19 protein-coding genes are annotated in these 26,333 nt (G+C 59.6%); 12 read left to right on the top strand and 7 right to left on the bottom strand.

What is annotated here, in order from left to right:
* The first annotated feature begins 224 nt into the window (after positions 1–224).
* Positions 225–506 carry an HU family DNA-binding protein gene (locus QFX16_RS23750; protein WP_007905514.1) on the top strand — a complete coding sequence of 94 codons (282 nt, stop codon included), beginning with the start codon at positions 225–227 and terminating at the stop codon, positions 504–506.
* A 110-nt stretch (positions 507–616) separates the two neighbouring features.
* Here the strand turns inward: QFX16_RS23750 and rlmF are convergent, their stop codons facing one another.
* The 5 genes from rlmF to QFX16_RS23725 all read right to left on the bottom strand — a co-directional run bounded on the left by rlmF (position 617) and on the right by QFX16_RS23725 (position 7,324).
* Positions 617–1,639 carry a 23S rRNA (adenine(1618)-N(6))-methyltransferase RlmF gene (gene rlmF / locus QFX16_RS23745; protein ID WP_056743581.1) on the bottom strand — a complete coding sequence of 341 codons (1,023 nt, stop codon included), beginning with the start codon at positions 1,637–1,639 and terminating at the stop codon, positions 617–619.
* 231 nt (positions 1,640–1,870) lie between these two features.
* Complete coding sequence (locus QFX16_RS23740) at positions 1,871–4,717, bottom strand: valine--tRNA ligase (protein ID WP_283181575.1); 2,847 nt, start codon at positions 4,715–4,717, stop codon at positions 1,871–1,873.
* Positions 4,718–4,937: 220 nt separating this feature from the next.
* Positions 4,938–5,336: a DNA polymerase III subunit chi gene (locus QFX16_RS23735; protein ID WP_283181574.1), complete on the bottom strand. Its 399-nt coding sequence runs from the start codon at positions 5,334–5,336 to the stop codon at positions 4,938–4,940.
* Positions 5,337–5,344: 8 nt separating this feature from the next.
* Positions 5,345–5,773 carry a DNA polymerase III subunit chi gene (locus QFX16_RS23730; RefSeq protein ID WP_283181573.1) on the bottom strand — a complete coding sequence of 143 codons (429 nt, stop codon included), beginning with the start codon at positions 5,771–5,773 and terminating at the stop codon, positions 5,345–5,347.
* Positions 5,774–5,833: 60 nt separating this feature from the next.
* The gene (locus QFX16_RS23725; protein ID WP_283181572.1) at positions 5,834–7,324 is read right to left on the bottom strand and encodes a leucyl aminopeptidase; all 1,491 of its coding nucleotides are present in this window, start codon (positions 7,322–7,324) and stop codon (positions 5,834–5,836) included.
* A gap of 306 nt (positions 7,325–7,630) precedes the next feature.
* Between QFX16_RS23725 and lptF the strand changes: the two genes are divergently transcribed.
* The 8 genes from lptF to pdxJ all read left to right on the top strand — a co-directional run bounded on the left by lptF (position 7,631) and on the right by pdxJ (position 16,219).
* A complete protein-coding gene (gene lptF, locus QFX16_RS23720) occupies positions 7,631–8,749 on the top strand; it encodes an LPS export ABC transporter permease LptF (protein ID WP_283181571.1) in 1,119 nt (372 codons plus the stop codon).
* Complete coding sequence (lptG, locus tag QFX16_RS23715; protein WP_283181570.1) at positions 8,742–9,803, top strand: LPS export ABC transporter permease LptG; 1,062 nt, start codon at positions 8,742–8,744, stop codon at positions 9,801–9,803. Before lptF ends, lptG begins: the two co-directional genes overlap by 8 nt.
* Before the next feature lie 171 nt (positions 9,804–9,974).
* Positions 9,975–11,774: a translation elongation factor 4 gene (gene lepA, locus QFX16_RS23710; protein ID WP_008151572.1), complete on the top strand. Its 1,800-nt coding sequence runs from the start codon at positions 9,975–9,977 to the stop codon at positions 11,772–11,774.
* 5 nt (positions 11,775–11,779) lie between these two features.
* Entirely contained in the window at positions 11,780–12,634 is an 855-nt protein-coding gene (gene lepB, locus QFX16_RS23705; RefSeq protein WP_283181569.1) for a signal peptidase I, read from the top strand.
* A 184-nt stretch (positions 12,635–12,818) separates the two neighbouring features.
* Positions 12,819–13,508 (top strand): ribonuclease III, encoded by a 690-nt coding sequence (gene rnc / locus QFX16_RS23700; protein WP_010463056.1) that lies wholly within the window; start codon positions 12,819–12,821, stop codon positions 13,506–13,508.
* Entirely contained in the window at positions 13,501–14,403 is a 903-nt protein-coding gene (gene era / locus QFX16_RS23695) for a GTPase Era (RefSeq protein WP_008151577.1), read from the top strand. Before rnc ends, era begins: the two co-directional genes overlap by 8 nt.
* Positions 14,404–14,576: 173 nt before the next feature.
* On the top strand, positions 14,577–15,266 hold the full coding sequence (recO, locus tag QFX16_RS23690) for a DNA repair protein RecO (RefSeq protein ID WP_283181568.1): 690 nt from the start codon (positions 14,577–14,579) through the stop codon (positions 15,264–15,266).
* Positions 15,267–15,475: 209 nt separating this feature from the next.
* Complete coding sequence (gene pdxJ / locus QFX16_RS23685) at positions 15,476–16,219, top strand: pyridoxine 5'-phosphate synthase (RefSeq protein ID WP_283181567.1); 744 nt, start codon at positions 15,476–15,478, stop codon at positions 16,217–16,219.
* Between the two features lie 125 nt (positions 16,220–16,344).
* Here the strand turns inward: pdxJ and mltF are convergent, their stop codons facing one another.
* Positions 16,345–17,805 carry a membrane-bound lytic murein transglycosylase MltF gene (gene mltF / locus QFX16_RS23680; RefSeq protein ID WP_283181566.1) on the bottom strand — a complete coding sequence of 487 codons (1,461 nt, stop codon included), beginning with the start codon at positions 17,803–17,805 and terminating at the stop codon, positions 16,345–16,347.
* Between the two features lie 274 nt (positions 17,806–18,079).
* Here mltF and purL point away from each other — a divergent pair, with 274 nt between their 5' ends.
* The 3 genes from purL (at position 18,080) to QFX16_RS23665 (ending at position 24,247) form a co-directional block, all read left to right on the top strand.
* Complete coding sequence (purL, locus tag QFX16_RS23675; protein WP_283181565.1) at positions 18,080–21,976, top strand: phosphoribosylformylglycinamidine synthase; 3,897 nt, start codon at positions 18,080–18,082, stop codon at positions 21,974–21,976.
* 5 nt (positions 21,977–21,981) lie between these two features.
* Positions 21,982–22,293: a YqfO family protein gene (locus QFX16_RS23670; protein ID WP_283181564.1), complete on the top strand. Its 312-nt coding sequence runs from the start codon at positions 21,982–21,984 to the stop codon at positions 22,291–22,293.
* A 535-nt stretch (positions 22,294–22,828) separates the two neighbouring features.
* Entirely contained in the window at positions 22,829–24,247 is a 1,419-nt protein-coding gene (locus tag QFX16_RS23665) for an amino acid permease (RefSeq protein ID WP_283181563.1), read from the top strand.
* Between the two features lie 734 nt (positions 24,248–24,981).
* On the opposite strand, the gene QFX16_RS23660 is transcribed toward QFX16_RS23665, so the two are convergent.
* Positions 24,982–26,106 (bottom strand): OpgC family protein, encoded by a 1,125-nt coding sequence (locus QFX16_RS23660; RefSeq protein WP_283181562.1) that lies wholly within the window; start codon positions 26,104–26,106, stop codon positions 24,982–24,984.
* Between the last annotated feature and the right edge of the window lie 227 nt (positions 26,107–26,333).

The raw sequence follows: 26,333 nt of genomic DNA, 5'->3' as shown, positions 1-26,333 counted from the left end.
GGCGGATATTTCCCCGTCCCTGTGCTAGTTTTGCCCGGTCTTACGCGAAGTCACAGCGTTAAGCGTGCATTCAGCATTTGTCAGGTCGAACCAAACCCTGATTTCGGTATCTATAACCCCGATCCAGTGGTTATTGGCCGAGGGTGCCAGATCCAGAAGATCGGGCTCGATGGCTGACACTGCACTCTGCAATCCATATGAATTTGATAGGGAAGGAACACTACATGGCTCTTACTAAAGACCAACTGATCGCCGACATCGCTGAAGCTATCGACGCGCCAAAAACCACCGCGCGTAACGCTCTGGACCAACTGGGCCAAATCGTTGCCGATCAGCTGGAAAACGGCGGCGAAATCACTCTGCCAGGTATCGGCAAACTGAAAGTGACTGAGCGTCCTGCCCGTACCGGCCGCAACCCTTCGACTGGCGCTGCCATCGAAATCGCTGCCAAGAAAGTTATCAAGCTGGTTGTGGCCAAAGGCCTGACCGACGCTGTTAACAAGTAAGACGCAGTAAAAAAAGCCGTGCTCCGGAGTGATCCGGGCACGGCTTTTTTGTGTCTGCGATTCAGCGATTCAGCGACTGACCAAGGGCCAATTGCTGTTTAAGCCGCTACTCAGCTTTTGCGAGCCCAACGTTCGCGCCAGACCTGCTGCTCGGATTTGGTCTGGAAGGTCCAGGCGACGAAGCGGCTTTGCTTCTGCCCCTGAGACATTTCCACAACCTGGCTTTCCAGTACGCCGGCCTTTTTCAGCGCCGTCTGGATCGCCGGCAGGTTTGAGGCTTTCGACACCAGGGTGCTGAACCAAAGCACTTTATGTTGGAAATGTGCGCTCTCGGCGATCAGTTGCGTCACAAACCGTGCTTCGCCACCTTCACACCACAATTCTGCCGATTGACCGCCAAAGTTCAGCACCGGCAGTTTGCGTTTTGGGTCGGCGCGACCCAGGGCGCGCCATTTACGCTCGCTGCCTTTGGTCGCTTCGTCCATCGAGGCGTGGAACGGCGGGTTGCACATGGTCAGGTCAAAGCGTTCGCCGGGTTCGAGCAGGCCCAACAGAATGTGCTTGGGGTTGCTTTGCTGGCGCAGCTGGATGGCTTTGTTCAACCCGTTGGACTGCACGATGGCTTTGGCAGCGGCCACGGCCGTCGGGTCGATTTCCGAGCCGAGGAAGTGCCAGCGGTAGTCGCTGTAGCCGATCAACGGATAGACGCAGTTGGCGCCCATGCCGATATCCAGCACCTTGACCGGCGCGCCGCGAGGGATCTCGCCGTCGTTGACGCTGGCTAGCAGGTCGGCCAGGAAGTGCACGTAATCGGCACGGCCCGGAACCGGTGGGCAGAGGTAGTCGGCGGGGATGTCCCAATGGGCGACGCCGTAGAACGACTTGAGCAACGCACGGTTGAACACCCGCACAGCGTCCGGGCTGGCGAAGTCGATGCTTTCTTTGCCGTACGGGTTGATGATCACGAACTTCGCCAGTTCCGGCGTGGTTTTGATCAGCGCCGGGAAGTCGTAACGACCCTGATGGCGGTTGCGCGGGTGCAGGCTGGCCTTTTCACGCGGTTCCACGGCTTTGGCCGGGGTGGCGGAGTCAGGCTTCTTGCGCGCAGGTCTTGGTGTGCGGGGGGCGTTCATGGGCGTGGTCGATTCGGGTATGGCTAAAAGTGGCGGGTATTGTCCCACAGACAATGGCCGCGCGGGGGATCCCGTAGGAGCGAGGCTTGCCCGCGAAAGCCGCGACGCGGTCAAACCGACATACCGCGTTATCGTTCTTCGCGGGCAAGCCTCGCTCCTACAGAAAGCGAAAATGGCAGGCACAAAAAAGGGAGACCGTTGCGGGCCTCCCTCTTTCATTGCGATTTACCGTTACAAACTGGCAATCCGCGCATGCTGCTCGGCCAACTTGCCCAAAGCCTGTTCGGCCTCAGCCAGTTTGGCGCGTTCCTTCTCGATGACTTCGGCCGGGGCCTTGTCGACGAAACCGGCGTTGGACAGCTTGCCGCCAACCCGCTGAACTTCGCCCTGCAGACGCAGGATTTCCTTGTCCAGACGCGCCAGCTCAGCATCTTTGTCGATCAGGCCAGCCATTGGCACCAGCACTTCCATCTCGCCAACCAGTGCGGTGGCGGACAGCGGAGCTTCTTCGCCGGTAGCCAACACAGTGATCGATTCGAGGCGAGCCAGCTTTTTCAGCAGGGCTTCGTTCTCGGTCAGACGACGCTGATCTTCAGCGCTGACGTTTTTCAGGAACAGGTTCAGCGGCTTGCCCGGTCCGATGTTCATTTCGCCACGGATGTTGCGCGTACCGAGCATCAGTTCCTTGAGCCACTCGATATCGTTCTCGGCCGCCGGATCGATGCGCTCTTCATTGGCCACTGGCCACGGTTGCAGCATGATCGTCTTGCCTTCGATACCGGCCAGCGGCGCGATGCGCTGCCAGATTTCTTCGGTGATGAACGGCATGAACGGATGTGCCAGACGCAGCGCGACTTCCAACACCCGAACCAGCGTGCGGCGGGTGCCGCGCTGACGTTCGACCGGCGCGTTTTCGTCCCACAGCACAGGCTTGGAGAGTTCCAGGTACCAGTCGCAATACTGGTTCCAGATGAACTCGTACAGGGCTTGTGCAGCCAGGTCGAAACGGAACTGATCGAGTTGACGGGTCACTTCGGCTTCGGTGCGTTGCAGCTGCGAAATGATCCAGCGATCCGCCAGCGACAGCTCGTAAGCTTCGCCGTTCTGACCGCAATCCTCGCCCTTGTCCAGCACGTAGCGCGCGGCGTTCCAGATCTTGTTGCAGAAGTTGCGATAGCCTTCGACGCGGCCCATGTCGAACTTGATGTCGCGACCGGTGGACGCCAGCGAGCAGAAGGTGAAACGCAGGGCGTCGGTGCCGTAGCTGGCAATGCCGTCGGCGAACTCGTCGCGGGTCTGCTTCTCGATCTTCTTCGCCAGTTTCGGCTGCATCATGCCCGAGGTACGTTTCTGAACCAGGTCTTCGAGCTCGATGCCGTCGATGATGTCCAGCGGGTCCAGAACGTTGCCCTTGGACTTGGACATCTTCTGGCCCTGGCCATCACGCACCAGGCCATGAACATAAACGGTCTTGAACGGAACCTGCGGCGTGCCGTCTTCGTTTTTCACCAAGTGCATGGTGAGCATGATCATCCGGGCAACCCAGAAGAAAATGATGTCGAAACCGGTCACAAGCACGTCGGTGGAGTGGAATTTCTTCAGGAATTCGGTCTGCTCAGGCCAGCCGAGCGTCGAGAACGTCCACAGACCCGAGCTGAACCAGGTGTCGAGAACGTCGTTGTCCTGTTGCAGCGCAACGTCCGGGCCGAGGTTGTGCTTGGCACGTACTTCGGCTTCGTCGCGACCGACATAGACTTTGCCCGACTCGTCGTACCAGGCCGGAATCCGGTGGCCCCACCACAACTGACGGCTGATGCACCAGTCCTGGATGTCGCGCATCCACGAGAAGTACATGTTTTCGTACTGTTTCGGCACGAACGCGATGCGGCCGTCTTCAACGGCGGCGATGGCAGGCTCAGCCAAAGGCTTGGTCGACACGTACCACTGGTCGGTCAGCCACGGCTCGATGATAGTGCCGGAGCGGTCGCCTTTCGGCACTTTCAGCGCGTGGTCGTTGACGCTGACCAACAGGCCGGCAGCATCGAACGCAGCAACGATCTGCTTGCGCGCTTCGAAGCGGTCAAGGCCGGCGTAGTCAGCCGGAATCTTGCCGTCGATGCTTTCGTTCAGCGTGCCGTCGAGGTTGAACACCTGACAGGCCGGCAATACAGCAGCGTTTTTGTCGAAGATGTTCAGCAGCGGCAGGTTGTGGCGCTTGCCGACTTCGTAGTCGTTGAAATCGTGGGCCGGGGTGATTTTCACGCAACCGGTGCCGAATTCAGGGTCGCAGTAATCATCGGCGATGATCGGAATGCGGCGGCCGACCAGCGGCAGCTCGACGAATTTTCCGATCAGGGCCTGGTAGCGTTCATCGTTCGGGTTAACCGCTACGGCGGCGTCGCCGAGCATGGTTTCCGGGCGAGTGGTCGCGACGATCAGGTAATCCTGGCCTTCAGCAGTCTTGGCGCCGTCGGCCAGCGGGTATTTCAGGTTCCACAGGAAACCTTTCTCGTCGTGGTTTTCCACTTCGAGGTCGGAAATTGCCGTGTGCAACTTGGTGTCCCAGTTGACCAGACGCTTGCCGCGGTAGATCAGGCCGTCTTCGTGCAGGCGCACAAAGGCTTCTTTAACGGCTTCCGAGAGGCCGTCGTCCATGGTGAAGCGCTCGCGGCCCCAGTCCACGGACGAGCCGAGACGGCGGATCTGACGGCTGATGTTGCCGCCGGACTGATCCTTCCATTCCCAGACTTTTTCGAGGAATTTCTCACGGCCCAGATCGTGACGATTCTGGCCCTGGGCTTCGAGTTGGCGCTCCACCAGCATTTGCGTGGCGATACCGGCGTGGTCGGTACCCGGCTGCCACAGGGTGTTACGACCCTGCATGCGACGGAAACGGATCAGGGCGTCCATGATCGCGTTGTTGAAGCCGTGACCCATGTGCAGGCTGCCGGTGACGTTCGGCGGCGGGATCATGATGGTGTAGGACTCGCCCGCGCCTTGCGGGGCGAAGTAATTCTCTGACTCCCAGGTGTTGTACCAGGAAGTTTCAATGGCGTGCGGCTGGTAGGTCTTATCCATGCGCGGCGGGACCCTATTGGCATTTATTCAGGAAAAGCCGGCAAGTATAGCGGGGCATGGGGCGTAGGGCGAGTGAGTGCAGACAGGGCGCGTTATCAAAGGCGCCGCAGATCCAATGTGTGCGGGCTTGCTCGCGAAGGCGTTGTGTCAGTCAGCATAATTGTTGAATGTCAGACCGCATTCGCGAGCAAGCCCGCTTCCACAGGGATTTGTGTTCGGTTCAGTCGTTGTACTGGCTGAGGAGCCGTTCCATCCGCGCGCTGAGGCGGCGTTTGATTTCGGTTTCGATGTGCGGGGCGAAGTCGTCGATCACGTCTTGCATGATCAATTGCGCGGCGGCGCGCAGTTCGCTATCCAGGTGCAGTAGGTCGTCGGGACCCCTGCTGGCGGCGGGCGCCGGTTGGGCGGCAGGGGTAGCAGGGGCGGGTGGCGCCGGTTCGAGGGTTGGCGAGCTGGCGCCGACTGTATCGAACAGCATCGGAATCTGTTCCTGATCACCTTCCTCGACCGTATCGGTAAGCAAGGGTGGTTGCAGGTTGTCATCGCCGAGCAGTTGGCGGATCGACTCAAGGTCATCCAGCAGGTGCGCGGACTTTTGCTGCGGTTTTGGAGTGTCCATCGGAATGCTCAGAGTCGCTGTAAACGGTGATCTTGCAGAGGATAGCCCTGTTCGCGGTAGAAACGGAAACTCTCCCGCGCGGCCTGTCGAATCGTCGGATCTTCCACCACCACTTCCGCCACACGGGCGAACTTGTTGGCGAATGCCGGGACTTTCAGGGCGAGATTGACCAACAGGTCCTGATGCGGACCGCAGTCATCGCCAAAGCCCAACACAATCAAACCGTCCGGCTCATTTTCAGCGGGGCCATGAGGCACGAAGCTTTCGCCCTTGAAGGCCCACAGACGCGCATCGAGATCGTCGCGCTGTGCAGCATCGCTGCAATGCAGATAGATGCGGTGGCCCATGCGCCAGGCTTTTTCGGTGAGCTTGCAGGCGAAATCCAGCCGTGCCGAAGGATCGGCGCTGGGCAGGATATAGAAGTCGACTTTGGTCATTGCGGTTCCTGAGCCAAGAGCGGCGTCACCCGGAAGTGACGCCGCCCGAGGTCATCGGTTTCAGGCTTTGGCGCGATCCAGCAGGTATTGGGTCAGCAATGGAACCGGACGGCCAGTGGCGCCCTTGTCCTTGCCGCCGCTGGTCCAGGCCGTGCCGGCGATGTCCAGGTGCGCCCAGTTGAGGTTCTTGGTGAAGCGCGACAGGAAGCAGGCAGCGGTGATGGTGCCGGCTTTCGGGCCGCCAATGTTGGCGATGTCGGCGAACGGGCTGTCCAGCTGTTCCTGGTACTCATCGAACATCGGCAGTTGCCAGGCGCGATCGTCAGCCGATTGGCCGGCGCTCAGCAGTTGGCCGATCAGTTCGTCGTTGTTGCCCAGCAGGCCCGACGTGTGGGAACCCAGCGCAACGACGCAAGCGCCGGTCAGGGTCGCGATGTCGATCACTGCTTGCGGCTTGAAGCGCTCGGAGTAGGTCAGGGCGTCGCACAGCACCAGACGGCCTTCGGCGTCGGTGTTGAGGATTTCCACGGTCTGGCCGCTCATGGTGGTGACAATGTCGCCAGGACGCGAAGCGTTGCCGCTCGGCATGTTCTCGGCGCAGGCCAGGATGCACACCAGGTTGATCGGCAGTTTCAGCTCGAGCACGGCACGCAGGGTGCCAAATACGCTGGCAGCGCCGCCCATGTCGTACTTCATTTCATCCATGCCGGCGCCCGGTTTCAGGCTGATACCACCCGTGTCAAAGGTGATGCCTTTGCCGACCAGTGCATACGGCTTCTCGGATTTCTTGCCGCCGTTGTATTGCATGACGATCAGGCGCGGTGGCTGGGCGCTGCCCTGGCCCACGGCGTAGAACGAGCCCATGCCCAGGTCCTTGATCTTCTTCTCATCAAGGACTTCGACTTTCAGGCTTTTGAATTCTTTGCCCAGGTTCTTCGCCTGCTCACCGAGGAACGTCGGGTGGCAGATGTTCGGCGGCAGGTTGCCCAGGTCGCGGGTGAACGCCATGCCGTTGGCGATGGCGGTGGCGTGGGCCACGGCGCGCTCGACTTCAGCCTGTGCAGCCTTGATGGTCACCAAAGTGATTTTCTTCAGGGCGCGAGGTTCGGCTTTCTGGCTCTTGAACTGGTCGAACGTGTATTCGCCGTCCACCAGGGTTTCGGCCAGCAGGCGGGTCTTGCCGTAGCTGTCGCGGCCTTTGACCGCGACTTCGTCCAGGGCCAGCACCGCATCGCTGCCGCCCAGGCCTTTGAGGGTATTGAGGATGCCGGCAATGATCTTACGGAACGGGCGGTCGCCCAACTCTTCGTCCTTGCCAACGCCGACCAGCAGCACACGCTCAGCCTTGAGGTTCGGCAAGCTGTGCAGCAACAGACTCTGACCGACTTTGCCAGCCAGGTCGCCGCGCTTGAGCACAGCGCTGATGGCGCCACCGCTCAGTTCGTCGAGTTGTTTGGCGACGGCGCCGAGCTTGCGGCCTTCGCTGACGGCGACCACCAGAGTGGCGGTTTTCAACGTTTCTGGGCTAACGCTTTTTACAACCAGTTCCATGTCCGGGTCCCTGAATTAATGGTCAACACGCAAGAGCTCGACGGCATCATTCGAGCTTGCTTATAAATAGAAAGGCGCAGGTCACGGCCCGCGACAAAGGCCGCAGTTTGAACCTCGTGCCCCGAGCCTGACAACCCTCGGTCGTACGATCTTCAGCGCTTTACCCGCCTGCTTGAGCATGCGCAGTGACAGGCGCACCCAATCACAGGATAATGCGCCAACTTTTTTCGGCGGCTCTGTCTTGCGGGCTGCCCGATACGTTTGCTTGTTTGGCCGCCTTAGCCTGACAACCCTGGAGTGTCTGGTTTGATCGTCTTCCGTTATCTATCCCGCGAAGTCCTGTTGACCTTGAGCGCCGTCAGCGCCGTGCTGCTGGTCATCATCATGAGCGGTCGCTTCATTAAATACCTCGCCCAGGCGGCCTCTGGCCTCCTGGATCCGGGCTCGCTATTCCTGATCATGGGTTTCCGTCTGCCGGGCTTCCTGCAACTGATTCTGCCGTTGGGCCTGTTTCTCGGGATCCTGTTGGCTTATGGTCGCCTGTACCTTGAAAGCGAAATGACGGTGCTGTCTGCCACCGGCATGAGCCAGCAGCGTCTGTTTACCATGACCCTTTTTCCAGCCACCCTGGTCGCACTGGTGGTGGCGTGGTTGAGCCTGAGCCTGGCGCCACAAGGTGCCAATCAGTTCCAGTTGCTGTTGAACAAGCAGGATGCCCTGACCGAGTTCGACACCCTCGAGCCGGGTCGCTTCCAGGCGCTGCGTGACGGGACACGGGTGACCTACACCGAAACGCTGTCGGATGATCGCATCAACCTCGGTGGCGTATTCATTTCGCAGAAGAACGTCAATTCCGATAAGAAGGATCGCGGGATTTCCGTGCTGGTGGCCGAGAAGGGCCGTCAGGAAATTCGCCCCGACGGCAACCGTTACCTGATTCTCGACAACGGCTATCGCTATGACGGCAATCCGGGTCAGGCCGACTACCGGGCGATCAAGTACGAGGAGTACGGCGTATTGCTGCCCAAGCCGGACGTCAGCGACGAAGTGACCGACCGAGATGCGATGACCACCCGTTCCCTGATCGGCAGCGATGACATTCGCTCCCGCACCGAACTGCAATGGCGTCTATCCCTGCCATTGCTGGTCTTCATCGTGACCCTGATGGCGGTGCCGCTGTCGCGGGTCAATCCGCGTCAGGGTCGTTTCCTCAAGCTGCTGCCGGCGATTCTTCTATATATGGCTTACCTGTCCATTCTGATTGCCGCCCGCGGCGCCCTTGAAAAGGGCAAAATCCCGCCAGCTCTGGGGTTGTGGTGGGTGCACGCAATCTTCCTGGCCATCGGCCTGGGCTTGCTCTATTGGGAACCCTTGCAGTTGAAGCTGGCGAGTCGCCGCAGCGCGCTGGAGGTGGCTCGTGGATAAGCTCGATCGCTACATTGGTAGCAGTGTGTTCGTGGCAATTCTGGCGGTACTGGGGATCATTCTCGGTCTGGCCACACTGTTTGCGTTCATCGATGAGATGGGGGATGCCAGCGATACCTACACCCTGGTCGACGTGTTGAGTTATGTCCTGCTGACCGCGCCGCGTCGTCTTTACGATATGTTGCCGATGGCGGCGTTGATCGGTTGCCTGATAGGCCTCGGCAGTCTGGCCAGTCACAGCGAGCTGACCATCATGCGCGCTGCGGGCGTGTCGATCGGACGAATCGTCTGGGCGGTCATGAAGCCAATGCTGATCCTGATGGTGGTGGGTGTGCTGATCGGCGAATACGTTGCGCCGGCCACCGAAGTCACCGCTCAGGCCAATCGCTCCCTGGCTCAGGGTGGCGGTGATGCGCAGAGCGCCAAGCATGGTTTGTGGCACCGCCAGGGCGATGAGTTTATTCACGTCAACTCGGTGCAACCCAACGGTCTGCTGTACGGCGTCACCCGTTATCGTTTCGACAATGAGCGTCATATGCTGTCTTCCAGCTTCGCCAAGCGGGCGAAGTTCGATCAGGATCACTGGCAATTGAGCGACGTCACCACCACGCTGTTCCATGAAAAGAGCACCGAAGTGGTCACCACCCCGGACGAGCGCTGGAATGTCGCCTTGAGTCCGCAGCTGTTGAGTACGGTGGTCATGTCGCCTGACACGCTGTCGATCAGCGGTCTGTGGGGTTACATCCACTACCTGGCTGATCAGGGCCTGAACAATGGTCGTTACTGGCTGGCATTTTGGGTCAAGGTGTTGCAGCCGCTGGTCACCGCCGCTCTGGTACTGATGGCGATTTCCTTCATCTTCGGTCCATTGCGCTCGGTGACCCTCGGTCAGCGAGTGTTCACTGGCGTGCTGGTGGGTTTCACCTTCCGTATCGTTCAGGATTTGCTCGGCCCGTCGAGCCTGGTCTTCGGTTTCTCGCCACTGTTTGCGGTGCTTGTTCCGGCGGGTGTTTGTGCCTTGGCCGGGGTCTGGTTGTTGCGCCGGGCCGGTTGATCAAGGGTTTCTTCTGACTTTGCAGGTCACTCAAAACGCCCCTGTCGCAAGACCGGGGCGTTTTTGTAGGCGCTGTCTGACCTGCGAACGTGACGCTTGCGCCGTGGATCAGGTACAATTCCCGGCTATTTTTCGGCGGGCTATGCCTGCAGCCTTTTTGAGTGTTGATCCGTGAGTGATTTGAGTCATATCCGCAATTTCTCCATCATCGCCCACATTGACCATGGCAAGTCGACGCTGGCCGATCGCTTCATCCAGATGTGTGGCGGCCTTGCCGAGCGCGAAATGGAAGCCCAGGTTCTGGACTCCATGGACCTGGAACGTGAACGCGGGATCACCATCAAGGCCCACAGCGTCACCCTGTATTACACCGCTCGCGATGGCATCAAGTACCAGCTGAACTTCATTGACACCCCGGGCCACGTCGACTTCACCTATGAAGTCAGCCGGTCGCTGGCGGCCTGTGAAGGCGCGTTGCTGGTGGTCGATGCCGGTCAGGGCGTTGAAGCGCAGTCGGTAGCCAACTGCTACACCGCGATTGAGCAGGGCCTGGAAGTGATGCCGGTCCTGAACAAGATCGACCTGCCTCAGGCCGATCCAGACCGCGTGAAAGAAGAAATCGAAAAAATCATCGGCATCGATGCCACCGATGCGGTCGAGTGCAGTGCCAAGACCGGTCTGGGCGTCGACGAAGTGCTGGAGCGTCTGGTCAAGACCATTCCTGCGCCGACCGGCAACTATGAAGATCCGCTGCAAGCGTTGATCATCGACTCCTGGTTCGACAACTACCTGGGCGTTGTTTCCCTGGTTCGCGTGCGCCACGGTCGTGTGAAGAAGGGCGACAAAATCCTGGTCAAGTCCACCGGCAAGATCCACCTCGTGGACAGCGTCGGTGTCTTCAACCCGAAACACACCGCCACCGTTGACCTGAAAGCCGGCGAAGTGGGCTTCATCATCGCTGGCATCAAGGACATTCACGGTGCACCGGTCGGTGACACCCTGACCTTGAGCTCCACGCCGGACGTCGACGTGCTGCCAGGCTTCAAACGCATTCAGCCGCAGGTATACGCCGGCCTGTTCCCGGTCAGTTCCGACGACTTCGAAGATTTCCGTGAAGCCCTGCAAAAGCTCACGCTCAACGACTCGTCCCTGCAATACACCCCGGAAAGCTCCGACGCCCTGGGCTTCGGCTTCCGTTGCGGGTTCCTCGGCATGCTGCACATGGAAATCATCCAGGAGCGCCTGGAGCGCGAGTACGACCTGGATCTGATCACCACGGCACCGACGGTAATTTTCGAGCTGCTGCTGAAAACCGGCGAAACGATTTACGTCGACAACCCGTCGAAGCTGCCAGACCTGTCCTCGATCGAAGACATGCGCGAACCGATCGTGCGGGCCAATATTCTTGTGCCGCAAGAGCACCTGGGCAACGTCATTACCCTGTGCATCGAGAAGCGTGGCGTACAGCACGACATGCTGTTCCTCGGTACCCAGGTTCAAGTGACCTACGATTTGCCGATGAACGAAGTGGTCCTGGACTTCTTCGACCGTCTGAAATCCACCAGCCGTGGCTATGCTTCGCTGGATTACCATTTCGATCGTTATCAATCGGCTAATCTGGTGAAACTGGATGTGCTGATCAACGGTGACAAGGTCGACGCCCTGGCGTTGATCGTGCACAAGGATAACGCGCACTACAAAGGTCGCCAGTTGACCGAGAAGATGAAAGAACTGATTCCACGTCAGATGTTCGACGTCGCGATCCAGGCCGCCATCGGCGGGCAGATTATTGCGCGGACCTCTGTCAAGGCGCTCAGAAAGAACGTATTGGCCAAATGCTACGGCGGTGACGTTAGCCGTAAGAAGAAACTGCTTGAGAAGCAAAAGGCCGGTAAGAAACGCATGAAGCAAGTCGGTAACGTGGAAATTCCACAAGAAGCCTTCCTTGCAGTGCTCAGGTTGGATAGTTAGGTCCTATGTCACTAAATTTCCCGCTGTTGCTGGTCATCGCCGTGTTCGTCTGCGGCCTGTTGGCGTTGCTCGATCTGGTTTTCCTGGCGCCACGGCGCCGGGCTGCCATCAACTCCTATCAGGGGAGTGTCAGCCAGGCTGACATGGTGGTCGTCGAGAAACTGAACAAAGAGCCGCTGCTGGTCGAATACGGCAAGTCGTTCTTCCCGGTGTTGTTCATCGTGCTGGTACTGCGTTCGTTCCTGGTGGAACCGTTCCAGATTCCTTCCGGCTCGATGAAACCGACCCTGGACGTTGGCGACTTCATTCTGGTGAACAAGTTTTCTTACGGGATCCGCTTGCCGGTGATCGACAAGAAAGTCATCGAAGTGGGTGATCCACAGCGCGGCGATGTGATGGTGTTCCGCTACCCGAGCGATCCGAACGTCAACTACATTAAACGTGTGGTGGGCCTGCCGGGTGACCAGATTCGTTACACCGCCGACAAGCGTCTGTTCGTCAACGGTGAATCGATTGCCGAACAACTGGTCGGCTCCGAGCCGGGCACGTTGGGCAGCGCTGAGCTCTACAAGGAAAAACTCGGTGTCGCCGAGCACCTGATCCGCAAGGAAATGAGCCGTTACCGCGCAACGCCGGACCGTTCGTGGACCGTGCCTGCCGGGCACTACTTCATGATGGGCGACAACCGCGACAACTCGAACGACAGTCGCTACTGGGATGATCCGAGCATTCCCAAGGATCTGCTGGGCATGGTTCCCGACAAGAATATCGTCGGCAAGGCCTTCGCAGTCTGGATGAGCTGGCCGGAACCTAAACTCAGTCACCTGCCGAATTTCTCGCGGGTTGGCCTGATCAAGTAATCACACACGGCGCTGTTGAACACAGCGCCGAATGCATTTCTGGAGTCGGCATAATCGGCGACAGAAGCATGAAAACAACGATATTCAGGACGTTATTTTTGAACACAGCGTTAATTGTCCCAAGCCTGCGCCGCATCACGGCGATGGCGGTGGAATCCAACCACGAACTCAGCGTGGGTAAACCGTGAGCGTCTCCTTAAGCCGTCTCGAGCGTCAGCTCGGTTACACCTTCAAGGATCAGGAACTGATGGTCCTGGCCCTGACTCACCGCAGCTTTGCCGGGCGTAACAACGAACGCCTGGAATTCCTCGGTGATGCCATCCTTAACTTCGTTGCTGGCGAGGCGCTGTTCGATCGCTTCCCGCTGGCTCGCGAAGGTCAGTTGTCGCGCTTGCGCGCACGCCTGGTGAAAGGCGAGACCCTGGCCGTACTGGCTCGCGGTTTCGATCTGGGCGAATACCTGCGCCTGGGTTCCGGTGAGTTGAAAAGCGGCGGTTTCCGTCGCGAGTCGATTCTGGCCGATGCCCTTGAAGCGCTGATCGGTGCGATCTACCTGGACGCCGGCATGGACATGGCACGCGAGCGTGTGCTGGCCTGGCTGGCCGGGGAGTTCGAAGGCCTGACACTGGTCGACACCAACAAAGATCCTAAAACCCGCCTGCAGGAATTCCTGCAGTCGCGGGGTTGTGAGCTGCCACGTTACGAAGTGGTGGATATCCAGGGTGAGCCACATTGCCGGACGTTCTTCGTCGAATGTGAAATCACCTTACTGAATGAAAAAAGCCGAGGTCAGGGTGTGAGTCGTCGTATTGCCGAACAGGTAGCGGCCGCCGCAGCACTGATTGCCCTGGGTGTGGAGAATGGCAATGACTGATTCAACTGCAACTCGCTGTGGCTATGTTGCCATCGTCGGCCGTCCCAACGTGGGCAAGTCCACGCTGCTGAACCACATCCTGGGTCAGAAACTGGCGATCACCTCGCGCAAGCCTCAGACCACTCGCCACAACATGCTCGGCATCAAGACCGAAGGCGCCGTGCAGGCGATCTACGTCGACACCCCCGGCATGCACAAAGGTGGCGAGAAAGCCCTGAACCGCTACATGAACAAGACCGCTTCGGCGGCGTTGAAAGACGTCGACGTGGTGATCTTCGTGGTTGATCGCACCAAGTGGACCGACGAAGACCAGATGGTCCTCGAGCGCGTTCAATACGTGACCGGCCCGCTGATCGTGGCGCTGAACAAGACTGATCGCATCGAAGACAAAGCCGAACTGATGCCGCACCTGACCTGGTTGCAGGAACAGTTGCCGAACGCGCAGATCATGCCGATCTCGGCCCAGCACGGGCATAACCTCGAAACGCTGGAGCGCGTGATTGCCGGTTACCTGCCGGAAAACGATCACTTCTTCCCGGAAGACCAGATCACCGACCGCAGCAGCCGCTTCCTCGCCGCTGAACTGGTACGTGAGAAAATCATGCGCCAGATGGGCGCCGAGCTGCCGTACCAGATCACCGTCGAAATCGAAGAGTTCAAGCAGCAGGGCAAAACCCTGCACATCCATGCCTTGATCCTCGTCGAGCGCGACGGCCAGAAGAAAATCATCATTGGCGACAAGGGCGAGCGGATCAAACGCATCGGCACCGAGGCGCGCAAGGACATGGAGTTGCTGTTCGACTCCAAGATCATGCTCAACCTCTGGGTCAAGGTGAAAGGCGGCTGGTCCGATGACGAACGCGCCTTGCGTTCGCTGGGTTATGGCGATCTGTAACACCCGGTTCCAGATACACCAGAGAAACCTGTGGGAGCGAGCTTGCTCGCGATGAGGACCTGAAATTCAACATCCATGTTGACTGACAGACCGCAATCGCGAGCAAGCTCGCTCCCACATTGGTTTTGGGTAGTTTATAAATCTGTGCTGACTCATTGAGAGCGCTGACTTCCATGTCCCCAAACCCACCCATCGGCCAACCCGCCTTCGTGCTCCACAGTCGCGCCTACCGCGAAAACAGCGCGCTGGTGGATTTCCTCACGCCGCAAGGTCGGCTGCGGGCGGTGTTGCGCAGTGCTCGGGGCAAGGCCGGAACCCTGGCGAGGCCGTTCGTGCCGCTGGAGGTCGAGTTCCGTGGGCGTGGTGAGTTGAAGAACGTCGGTCGCATGGAAAGCGCTGGCGTCTCCACCTGGCTCAATGGTGAGGCGCTGTTTAGCGGTCTCTACCTCAACGAGTTATTGATCCGTCTGCTGCCCTCCGAAGATCCCCATCCCGCCGTGTTTGATCACTACGCCGCGACCCTGCTCGCACTTGCCGAAGGTCGCCCGCTGGAGCCTTTGTTGCGATCCTTCGAATGGCGGCTGCTGGATGACTTGGGTTATGGCTTCGCCCTGACCACCGACATCCATGGCGAGCCCATTGCGCCGGACGCTCTCTACCGTCTGCAAGTGGATGCGGGGCTCGAGCGGGTCTATCTGCTGCAACCCGGTCTGTTCAATGGCACCGAGCTGCTGGCGATGGCCGATGCAGATTGGTCTGCCCCTGGCGCGCTATCAGCAGCCAAGCGATTGATGCGTCAGGCACTGGCCGTTCATCTGGGCGGTCGTCCCTTGGTGAGTCGCGAGTTGTTTCGCAAGCCATAGGGTCTGTTGATGCTTGGTAGCGGCCGCGCCGGGCGCCCACTTGGCGCAGGGCTGCGTTGCTCGGAACTTATTTGGAACAACCAAACTACGTTCCTCGCGCCTTGCCCTGCACCAAGTGGTCATCCGTCGCGGCCGCTGCCAAACATCAACAGACCCTATCTCCCCGTGTATGCTGTGCGCCGAACTTTTCCATTTTCAGGAGCGCTTCCGTGACCACCAGCAATCGCATTCTTCTTGGCGTGAACATCGACCACGTTGCCACCCTGCGTCAGGCCCGGGGTACGCGCTATCCGGATCCAGTCAAGGCAGCAATGGACGCGGAAGAGGCGGGCGCTGACGGCATCACCGTGCACCTGCGCGAAGACCGTCGGCACATTCAGGAACGCGACGTGTTGCTGCTCAAGGATGTGCTGCAAACCCGCATGAACTTCGAAATGGGCGTCACCGAAGAGATGATGGCGTTCGCCGAGCGCATTCGTCCGGCGCACATTTGCCTGGTGCCGGAAACCCGTCAGGAGCTGACGACCGAAGGCGGCCTAGACGTGGCGGGGCAGGAAGCACGGATTAAAGCGGCGGTGGATCGCCTGGCGAAAATCGGCTGTGAAGTGTCGCTGTTCATTGATGCTGACGAGCGGCAGATCGAAGCGTCTCGTCGTGTTGGCGCGCCGGCTATTGAGCTGCATACCGGTCGTTACGCCGATGCCGAGACGCCAACCGATGTGGCTGAAGAGCTCCAGCGTGTGGCGGATGGCGTGGCGTTTGGTCTGGCTCAAGGCCTGATCGTCAATGCCGGCCACGGTCTGCATTACCACAACGTTGAAGCTGTAGCGGCGATCAAAGGCATCAACGAACTGAACATCGGCCACGCGCTGGTGGCTCATGCGTTGTTTGTCGGGTTCAAGTCGGCTGTGTCGGAGATGAAGGCGCTGATTCTGGCCGCCGCAAAAGCCTAAGCCGAACACAAAACCAATGTGGGAGCGAGCCTGCTCGCGATAGCTGTTTTACAGGCAACATCTTTGTTGAATGTTAAGACGCCATCGCGAGCAGGCTCGCTCCCACATTTGATTGGTGGTGGCTGTTAGAGCTGAGGGGTTTCCTGATTCGGCTTGGTCTTGTCGACCCCCGGCACATGCAGGTTGCCCTCGGCGACCTGATTGCCTTCAAGCTGCGGCTGGGTCACCCACGTCAGGATGTCGTAGTAGCGGCGGATGTTCGCCACGAAGTGAACGGGTTCGCCGCCACGGGCATAACCGTAACGGGTTTTGCTGAACCACTTCTTCTCGGACAGGCGCGGCAGGATCTTTTTCACGTCCAGCCACTTGTCCGGGTTCAGTCCTTCCTTGGCCGCCAGTTTGCGCGCGTCATCCAGGTGACCGCTGCCAACGTTGTAGGCCGCCAGTGCAAACCATGTGCGATCCGGTTCCTGGATCGACTTATCCAGCTGTTCCTTCACATAAGCCAGGTACTTGGCGCCGCCCATGATGCTTTGTTTGGGGTCCAGTCGGTTGGACACACCCATGGCCTGCGCAGTGTTCTGGGTCAGCATCATCAGGCCGCGCACGCCGGTCTTCGACGTGACGGCCGCTTGCCACAGGGATTCCTGATAGCCGACCGCGGCCAGCAGGCGCCAATCGACTTTCTCTTTCTTGGCGTACGCTTTGAAGTGCTGTTCGTATTTGGGCAGCCGTTGCTGCAAGTGTTGGGCGAAGGTATAGGCGCCCACGTAGCCGAGCACATCGACGTGCCCGTAATAGCGGTCTTTCAGACGTTGCAGGGTGCCGTTTTTCTTCACCTTGTCGAGGTAGGCGTTGATCTCGTTGAGCAAGCTGTTGTCGTCGCCGGCGGCCACCGCCCAGCTCTGGTTGCTGGCGTCACCGAGGTCGAAGGCTACCCGCACCTTGGGGAAGTAGACCTGGTTCATCGCGACTTCGTTTGAATCGACCAGGGTCAGATCAATCTGATCTTCATCGACCATCCGCAGCAAGTCGACGACTTCAACGGCGTCGGACTCTTCGTATTCAATGCCGGGATATTTCTTTTTCAGCTCCGCCAATTGCTCGGCGTGGGTGCTGCCCTTGAGCACCATGATCTTCTTGCCCACCAGATCCTTCGCGTCGGTCGGCCGCGATTGGCCGTTGCGATAGATGATCTGCGGGGTGACTTCGAGGTAAGAGTGGGAAAACCGCACCTGTTGTTTGCGTTTGTCGCTGCTGACCAGGCCGGCAGCAGCGATCACCGGGCCGTTGGGTTTGCCCACCTGATTGAACAGGTCGTCGAGGTTGTCGGCGGTTTCGATTTTGAGTTCTACCCCCAGATCGTCGGCGAAGCGCTTCACCAGCTCGTATTCGAAGCCGGTTTCACCGTTGCGATCCTGAAAGTAGGTGGCGGGGCTGTTACGGGTAACCACCCGCAGCACGCCATCCTCCTTTACGCGCTCCAGCGTGTTGGGTTTATCAACACAGCCACTGAGCACCAGGAAGAGTCCGGTTGCGATCAGCCATTTGGCGTACCGCGGACGCAAAGCCGTTGGGGAAAACATTTGCGCAGTATACGCAAAGGACCACGAGCGCCATATCTCGACAGCGAAGGGCTTGTCTGCTAGAGAGCGATAAACCCGCGTGAAGCCCGCAGGAATGGGCTCGGACGCTAATGTGTGACGGCAAAAATAACCCCAGGCACCCCCTGGTTTCAGGCCCAAACACCCGGCCCGACGCCCGGGTGCAGCCGCCCGTACCGTTTCGGGTGATGTCGCGGCCTGTTTAGGCTAGAATGCACGGCCTCAAAGCACACCCCTTCCCGAGGCTGTCCCGAAGATGTTGATCCTGCGCGGCGCTCCTGCCCTTTCTGCCTTTCGCCACAGCAAACTCCTTGAGCAACTGAGCCAGAAGGTCCCGGCTGTCAGCGGCTTGTATGCTGAATTCGCTCACTTCGCCGAAGTTACCGGCGTCCTGACCGGCGACGAACAGCAGGTGCTCGCGCGCCTTCTGAAGTACGGCCCAAGTGTTCCGGTACAAGAGCCGACCGGTCGTCTGTTCCTGGTGTTGCCGCGGTTCGGCACCATCTCGCCGTGGTCCAGTAAAGCCAGCGACATCGCTCGCAACTGCGGCCTGACGAAAATCCAGCGCCTGGAGCGTGGCATCGCGTTCTACGTCGCCGGCCAGTTCAGCGACGCCGAAGCGCAGCTGATCGCAGGCGTGCTGCATGACCGCATGACCCAGATCGTCCTCGGTAACCTTGAACAAGCCGCCGGCCTGTTCAGTCATGCCGAGCCGAAACCGCTGACCGCGATCGACGTGCTGGGTGGCGGCCGCTCCGCGCTGGAAAAAGCCAACACCGAGCTGGGCCTGGCCCTGGCCGAAGACGAGATCGACTACCTGGTCAATGCCTTTGTCGGCTTGAAGCGCAACCCGCACGACATCGAACTGATGATGTTCGCCCAGGCGAACTCCGAGCACTGCCGTCACAAGATCTTCAACGCCAGTTGGGACATCGACGGTCAGAGCCAGGAAAAAAGCCTGTTCGGCATGATCAAGAACACCTACGTGATGCACAGCGAAGGCGTTCTGTCGGCTTATAAGGACAACGCTTCGGTGATCGTCGGCAACGTCGCCGGTCGTTTCTTCCCGGACCCTGAAACCCGTCAGTACGGCGCGGTGCAGGAACCGGTGCACATCTTGATGAAAGTCGAAACTCACAACCACCCGACCGCGATTGCCCCGTTCCCGGGCGCGTCCACCGGTTCCGGTGGCGAGATTCGCGACGAAGGTGCCACCGGTCGCGGTGCCAAGCCAAAGGCTGGCCTGACCGGTTTCACCGTGTCCAACCTGCAAATCCCGGGCTTCGAACAGCCGTGGGAAGTGCCGTACGGCAAGCCTGAGCGCATCGTCACTGCGCTGGACATCATGATCGAAGGTCCACTGGGTGGCGCCGCGTTCAACAACGAATTCGGTCGTCCGGCCCTGACTGGTTACTTCCGTACCTTCGAGCAGTCGATCACCACCCCGCGTGGCGACGAAGTTCGCGGCTACCACAAGCCGATCATGCTGGCCGGCGGTATGGGTAACATCCGTGCCGAACACGTGCAGAAAGGCGAGATCATCGTTGGCTCCAAGCTGATCGTCCTCGGCGGTCCAGCCATGTTGATCGGTCTGGGCGGCGGCGCGGCTTCTTCCATGGCCACCGGTACCAGCTCGGCAGACCTGGACTTCGCTTCCGTACAGCGCGAAAACCCGGAAATGGAACGTCGCTGCCAGGAAGTCATCGACCGTTGCTGGCAGTTGGGTGAGCACAACCCGATCAGCTTCATCCACGACGTCGGCGCGGGCGGTCTGTCCAACGCCTTCCCGGAACTGGTCAACGATGGCAACCGTGGCGGTCGCTTCGAACTGCGCAACATTCCAAACGACGAGCCGGGCATGGCCCCGCACGAAATCTGGAGTAACGAATCCCAGGAACGCTACGTTCTGGCGGTCGGGCCGGCTGACTTCGAACGCTTCCAGGCGATTTGCGAACGCGAGCGTTGCCCGTTTGCCGTCGTCGGCGAAGCCACTGCCGAGCCGCAACTGACGGTCACCGACAGTCACTTCGGCAACAGCCCGGTGGACATGCCACTGGAAGTGCTGCTGGGCAAAGCCCCGCGCATGCACCGTTCGGCCGTTCGTGAAAACGAACTGGGCGACGATTTCGATCCGTCGACCCTCGAGATCGCAGACTGCGTCGAACGCGTTCTGCATCACCCGGCCGTGGCGAGCAAAAGCTTCCTGATCACCATCGGCGACCGCACCATCACCGGCCTCGTGGCCCGTGATCAAATGGTCGGCCCGTGGCAGGTTCCGGTAGCCGACGTTGCCGTCACCGCCACCAGCTTCGACGTGTACACCGGTGAAGCCATGGCCATGGGCGAGCGTACTCCGCTGGCTCTGCTGGATGCTCCGGCGTCGGGCCGTATGGCCATTGGCGAAACCCTGACCAACATCGCGGCTTCGCGCATCAACAAGATCTCTGACATCAAACTGTCGGCCAACTGGATGTCCGCTGCCGGTCACCCAGGCGAAGACGCGCGGCTGTACGACACGGTGAAAGCAGTCGGCATGGAACTGTGCCCTGAGCTGGGCATTACCATTCCGGTGGGCAAGGACTCCATGTCCATGGCCACGCGCTGGAACGACGAAGGCGTCGACAAGACCGTCACCTCGCCGATGTCCCTGATCGTGACCGGTTTTGCGCCTGTGGCTGACATCCGTCAGACCCTGACGCCGGAACTGCGCATGGACAAGGGCACCACTGACCTGATCCTGATCGATCTGGGCCGCGGCCAAAACCGCATGGGCGCCTCGATCCTGGCCCAGGTTCACGGCAAGCTCGGCTCGCAAGCACCGGATGTCGACGACGCCGAAGACCTCAAAGCCTTCTTCGCCGTGATCCAGGGCCTCAACGCCGACGGTCACCTGCTGGCTTACCACGACCGTTCCGACGGTGGTCTGTTGACCAGCACCGTGGAAATGGCCTTCGCCGGTCATTGCGGTCTGAGCCTGAACCTCGACGGTCTGGCAGAAACTTCCGCCGACATCGCCGCAATCCTGTTCAACGAAGAACTGGGCGCCGTGATCCAGGTTCGCCAGGACGCTACTCCAGACATCCTCGCGCAGTTCAGCGCTGCCGGTTTGGGTGACTGCGTTTCGGTGGTCGGTCAGCCGATGAACAACGGCCAGATCAACATCACCTTCAACGGCGAAACCGTATTCGAAGGCCAGCGTCGTCTGCTGCAACGTCAGTGGGCTGAAACCAGCTACCAGATCCAGCGTCTGCGTGATAACGCCGACTGCGCCGAGCAAGAATTCGACGTGCTGCTGGAAGAAGACAATCCGGGCTTGAGCGTCAAGCTGAGCTACGACGTCAACCAGGACGTCGCCGCGCCTTACATCAAGAAAGGCATCCGCCCACAGGTTGCCGTGCTGCGTGAGCAGGGCGTCAACGGTCAGGTGGAAATGGCGGCCGCGTTCGACCGCGCCGGTTTCAACGCGATCGACGTGCACATGAGCGACATTCTGGCCGGCCGTGTCGACCTGAACGAGTTCAAAGGTCTGGTCGCTTGCGGTGGTTTCTCCTACGGCGACGTACTGGGTGCCGGCGAAGGCTGGGCCAAGTCCGCGCTGTTCAACAGCCGTGCACGCGATGCGTTCCAGGGCTTCTTCGAACGTAACGACAGCTTCACCCTCGGCGTGTGCAACGGTTGCCAGATGATGTCCAACCTGCACGAGCTGATCCCGGGCAGCGAGTTCTGGCCGCACTTTGTGCGTAACCGTTCCGAGCAGTTCGAAGCCCGTGTGGCGATGGTTCAGGTTCAGGAATCGAACTCGATCTTCCTGCAAGGCATGGCCGGTTCGCGTATGCCGATCGCTATTGCTCACGGTGAAGGTCATGCCGAGTTCGCCAGCGAAGAAGCGTTGCTGGAAGCTGATCTGTCGGGTTGCGTGGCGATGCGTTTCGTCGACAACCACGGCAAGGTCACCGAAAACTACCCGGCCAACCCGAACGGCTCGCCGCGCGGGATCACCGGTTTGACCAGCCGCGACGGTCGCGTAACGATCATGATGCCGCACCCGGAACGTGTGTTCCGCGCCGTGCAGAACTCGTGGCGTTCGGAAGACTGGAACGAAGACGCACCCTGGATGCGTATGTTCCGTAATGCGCGCGTCTGGGTTAACTAAGCGCTATGTACAAGCTTTCCTTTTTTGTTCCGGCCAGCCATGTGCAACAGGTCAAGAGTGCCGTATTCGCTGCCGGTGGCGGACGGATCGGCGCTTATGACCATTGCGCCTGGCAAGTGCTCGGCCTCGGCCAGTTTCGTCCATTGGATGGCAGTCAGCCGTTTATTGGGGAAGCGGGGCAGGTCGAGCAGGTTGAGGAATGGAAGGTTGAGCTTGTCGTTGCGGATGAGTTGATTCGTTCTGTGGTGTTGGCTCTGAAGCAGAGTCATCCCTACGAGACGCCGGCTTATGAGGTATGGCGGTTGGAGGATTTTTGATCTGCCTGCCGCTGAAATGAGAAACCCGCTGAATTAGCGTTCAGCGGGTTTTTTATTGGCCGGCATTTGATGGCGGTGTGGAGATCAAAACTGTGGGAGCGGGCTTGCTCGCACCCGGACGCTATATCCAGCGTCCCCTCGCCACACAAATCCCCTCGCCATAGAGGTTGAGTCGCCTTAAAGCTTTGAGCTAGAGCCATCGCCGTGCGAATGCTGGCTGGATAGGGATATGACGACGCACCATTACCGTGCAATACTCCGCGCCGTTTCATTGTCGAATAATCCTACGTAAGGCAGGTAATGCCCCTCCGTAAACCCGGCTTTTCCCGAGAGTTCTCGCTGAATGTTGTGGTTTATAGAGTGAAAAACCCTGTAGGAAGCTTTTTATACTGCACGCCCCGCTGATCTTGCAGGTTTTGTCCTACAAGACGGGTTTGCCCACGAAGCAGGCCCGGTTTCAGAAAAGCATTGGCTTACCGGTCAGCGCTTCGACACTCGGTGGTCATATCCAATAACAAGACGAGGTTGTACCCCTATGCCAGGCAATCACCTGCCCAATGGCGAGACCGCTCAAGGCGGCCCGCTCAAACGCGAACTCGGCGAACGGCATATTCGCTTGATGGCGCTCGGTGCCTGTATCGGCGTCGGTCTGTTCCTCGGTTCGGCCAAGGCCATCGAGATGGCCGGTCCGGCAATCATGCTGTCCTACATCATCGGTGGTCTGGCGATCCTGGTGATCATGCGCGCCCTCGGCGAGATGGCGGTGCACAACCCGGTCGCCGGCTCCTTCAGCCGTTATGCTCAAGACTACCTCGGCCCATTGGCGGGCTTCCTGACCGGCTGGAACTACTGGTTCCTGTGGCTGGTGACCTGCGTTGCGGAAATTACCGCGGTGGCGGTGTACATGGGCGTCTGGTTCCCCGATGTGCCGCGCTGGATCTGGGCACTCGCCGCGTTGATCAGCATGGGCTCGATCAACTTGATCGCGGTGAAAGCCTTCGGTGAATTCGAGTTCTGGTTCGCCCTGATCAAGATCGTCACCATCATTGCGATGGTGATCGGCGGTATCGGCGTGATCGCGTTCGGCTTCGGCAACGACGGCGTGGCGCTGGGGGTTTCCAATCTCTGGGCGCACGGCGGCTTCATGCCCAACGGCGTGCAAGGCGTGTTGATGTCCCTGCAAATGGTGATGTTCGCCTACCTCGGTGTCGAGATGATCGGCCTGACCGCCGGTGAAGCGAAGAACCCGCAGAAGACCATTCCCAATGCGATCGGCTCGGTGTTCTGGCGGATTCTGCTGTTCTACGTCGGCGCGCTGTTCGTGATTCTGTCGATCTACCCGTGGAACGAAATCGGCACCCAAGGCAGTCCGTTCGTGATGACCTTCGAGCGTCTGGGCATCAAGACTGCCGCCGGCATCATCAACTTCGTGGTGATCACTGCGGCACTCTCGTCCTGCAACGGTGGCATCTTCAGCACCGGGCGCATGCTCTACAGCCTGGCGCAGAACGGTCAGGCCCCGGCCGGCTTCGCCAAGACCTCGAACAACGGCGTGCCGCGTCGCGCCTTGCTGCTGTCGATCGGTGCCTTGTTGCTGGGTGTGCTGCTCAACTATCTGGTGCCAGAAAAAGTCTTCGTCTGGGTGACGGCGATTGCCACCTTCGGCGCGATCTGGACCTGGGTGATGATCCTGCTGGCCCAGCTCAAGTTCCGCAAAGGCCTGAGCGCCAGCGAACGTGCCGGCCTGAAATACAAGATGTGGCTGTACCCGGTCAGCTCGTATCTGGCGCTGGCGTTTTTGGTACTGGTGGTCGGCCTGATGGCGTACTTCCCGGACACCCGCGTGGCGCTGTATGTGGGCCCGGCGTTCCTGGTCCTGCTGACGGTGTTGTTCTATGTGTTCAAGCTGCAACCGACCAATGTGTCGCAGGGTGCGCTGCGTTCGGCTTCGTAAGACGTAACGCCCGTACATATCCGTTCCTGCGGTTATGGCGGCTTAGGGTTCCGCCCTTACGGCGGGTCACTTGGAAAAAGCCCCAAGTAACCAAGGGCTTTTGCCCCTCCATTCGGTGCCTCGCCTAGGCTCGGCATGCCCTCACTCCGGCATTGCTCCGGGGGCCCGCCGCCATCGGCCATCCATGGCCGGGGGCGGCTACCGCGGCATCCTTGCCGCGGTGCCCCCTGCGCAACGCCTGCGTTCGGCCTCTGGGAAAGGGGCGGCAGATCTGAAGCCAAAGCAAAGCAACAGCAAGATCAAAAGTCGCAGCCTCACTTCGCTCGACAGTTCCTACAGGGAAATGCGCTCACTTGAAGCCAGGTCGGCCGGTTGGCCACCTCGCTTTGGCTTTTGCGGTGCACGCCCCCTCGAGAGGCCGAGTGGAGGTCCTGCGCAGGGGGCAACCCGGCATGGATGCCGGGTTAGCCGCCCCGGGCCATGGATGGCCGATGGCGGCGGGCCCACGGAGCAGGACCGGAGCGAGGGCACCCTGAGCCTAGGCGAAGGGCTGAACGAAAGGGGCAAGAGCCCTTGGTTACTTGGGGCTTTTCCAAGTGACCCGCCGTAAGGGCGGAACCCTAAGTAGCCGTGACCACAGAAATGGATATATACACGATCAAAACCCGGCCGGCTTTCAGGCCGCCATCCATTTTCTTAAGCGAACAGCATGCATTGGCCGGGGCTTTTGCATTTCAGGCTGTCGCGGTTTGCACTGATCGATTCAGGCGTTTATTGAAGTCCAGCCACGCGCCCAGCAACGCCATCACCCCGGCACCCACCAACGCTGTAAAAATCTGCATGGCAAACGCATCGTCGGTCAGGGCGTTGAGCATGTCCGCCAAGGGCGCCAACAGCACACCGAGGCAGAACACTTCCAGTGAGTAGCGCCCCATGCGACAGCATTGCTGCGCCAGCCAGTTTTGCGTCCAGCCGTTGCCGGGCAAGAGCCTGGCGGTGACATAAGCCAGCGCCAGGAAGTGCAGCAGACGGACCGGCGACAGATCGGTCTTGCTGATTGGGTACAGCAGGTTGCTCAGGCTGGCTGGCATCAGGGCATCGTGTATTTCCGGCCAGCGCCAGGAGACAGTGATCACGCCGGTCACCACCACGTACACCGCCGCGCTGACAAACAAGGGCTGGCGCAACAGCGGGCGAGTGTCGGGCAACCGTGGCCGCAGCCCGTGGATCGCCGCAAAGCCGCCGAGGATAAACAGCAGTTGCCAGGTGACGGGGTTGAAGTACCACACACCGTCCTTGATTGCCGCAAGGTTCCAGCCAAACCGCGGTGCCAGCAAGTACACCGCCAATGACACCGCTACGACCGCCCACGGCTTGCGCACCAGCAACGGCAGGACCAGTGGCAATCCCGCCAGCAGCACGATGTACAGCGGCAGCGGGTCCATCAGGTTCGGCTTGAAGCGCAGCAGTAACTCATCCGTCAACGCTTGCTGGGGGTTGGTGATGAAGTGATGCAGGCCCATTTCTTCCACCAGATCGCGGGTTTCCACATGACTGTTGGCGAAGAACACGATGCCCATCAGCATGGCCAGCAGGAAAATATGGACCACGTAGAGCACCCAGGCGCGCCGCAGAATCTTCACGCAGGCGATCAGGTAACCATCGCGCGCAAGGATTTTGCCGTAGGCCAGAACGGCCGCGTAGCCGGCGAGAAACACGAATATTTCTGCGGCATCGCTGAAACCGACATTGCGCAGGGTGATTTGGCCAAGGGGGTTATGAGGCACGTGATCCCAAAAAATGAAGATCAGTGCCAGGCCGCGAAAAAAGTCGATTCGGTGATCGCGCTCAAACGTCATGACGGCGGGCTCGTGAACGGGTGTTGAGATAAGGAGTCGCCGAAGGCGCCAAAGATTGCGCGCCGCACATCGGCGGCGCGGCAGGGTGGCGTGATTTGCTGGTAATTGCAAAACCGGGATATTACGGGATGTCTCCTGGCATTGAGGCAAACCCTGACCGTTGGTCTGAAAGGCCGTCAGACCTGTGATTTCTGACAGTAGACAGGTTCAAAGTTTTATGACTTGAA

Origin of the sequence: Pseudomonas svalbardensis (assembly GCF_030053115.1) — a bacterium.
Taxonomy (GTDB): Bacteria; Pseudomonadota; Gammaproteobacteria; order Pseudomonadales; family Pseudomonadaceae; genus Aquipseudomonas; species Aquipseudomonas svalbardensis.
This window is presented reverse-complemented; position numbering and strand designations above follow the sequence as displayed.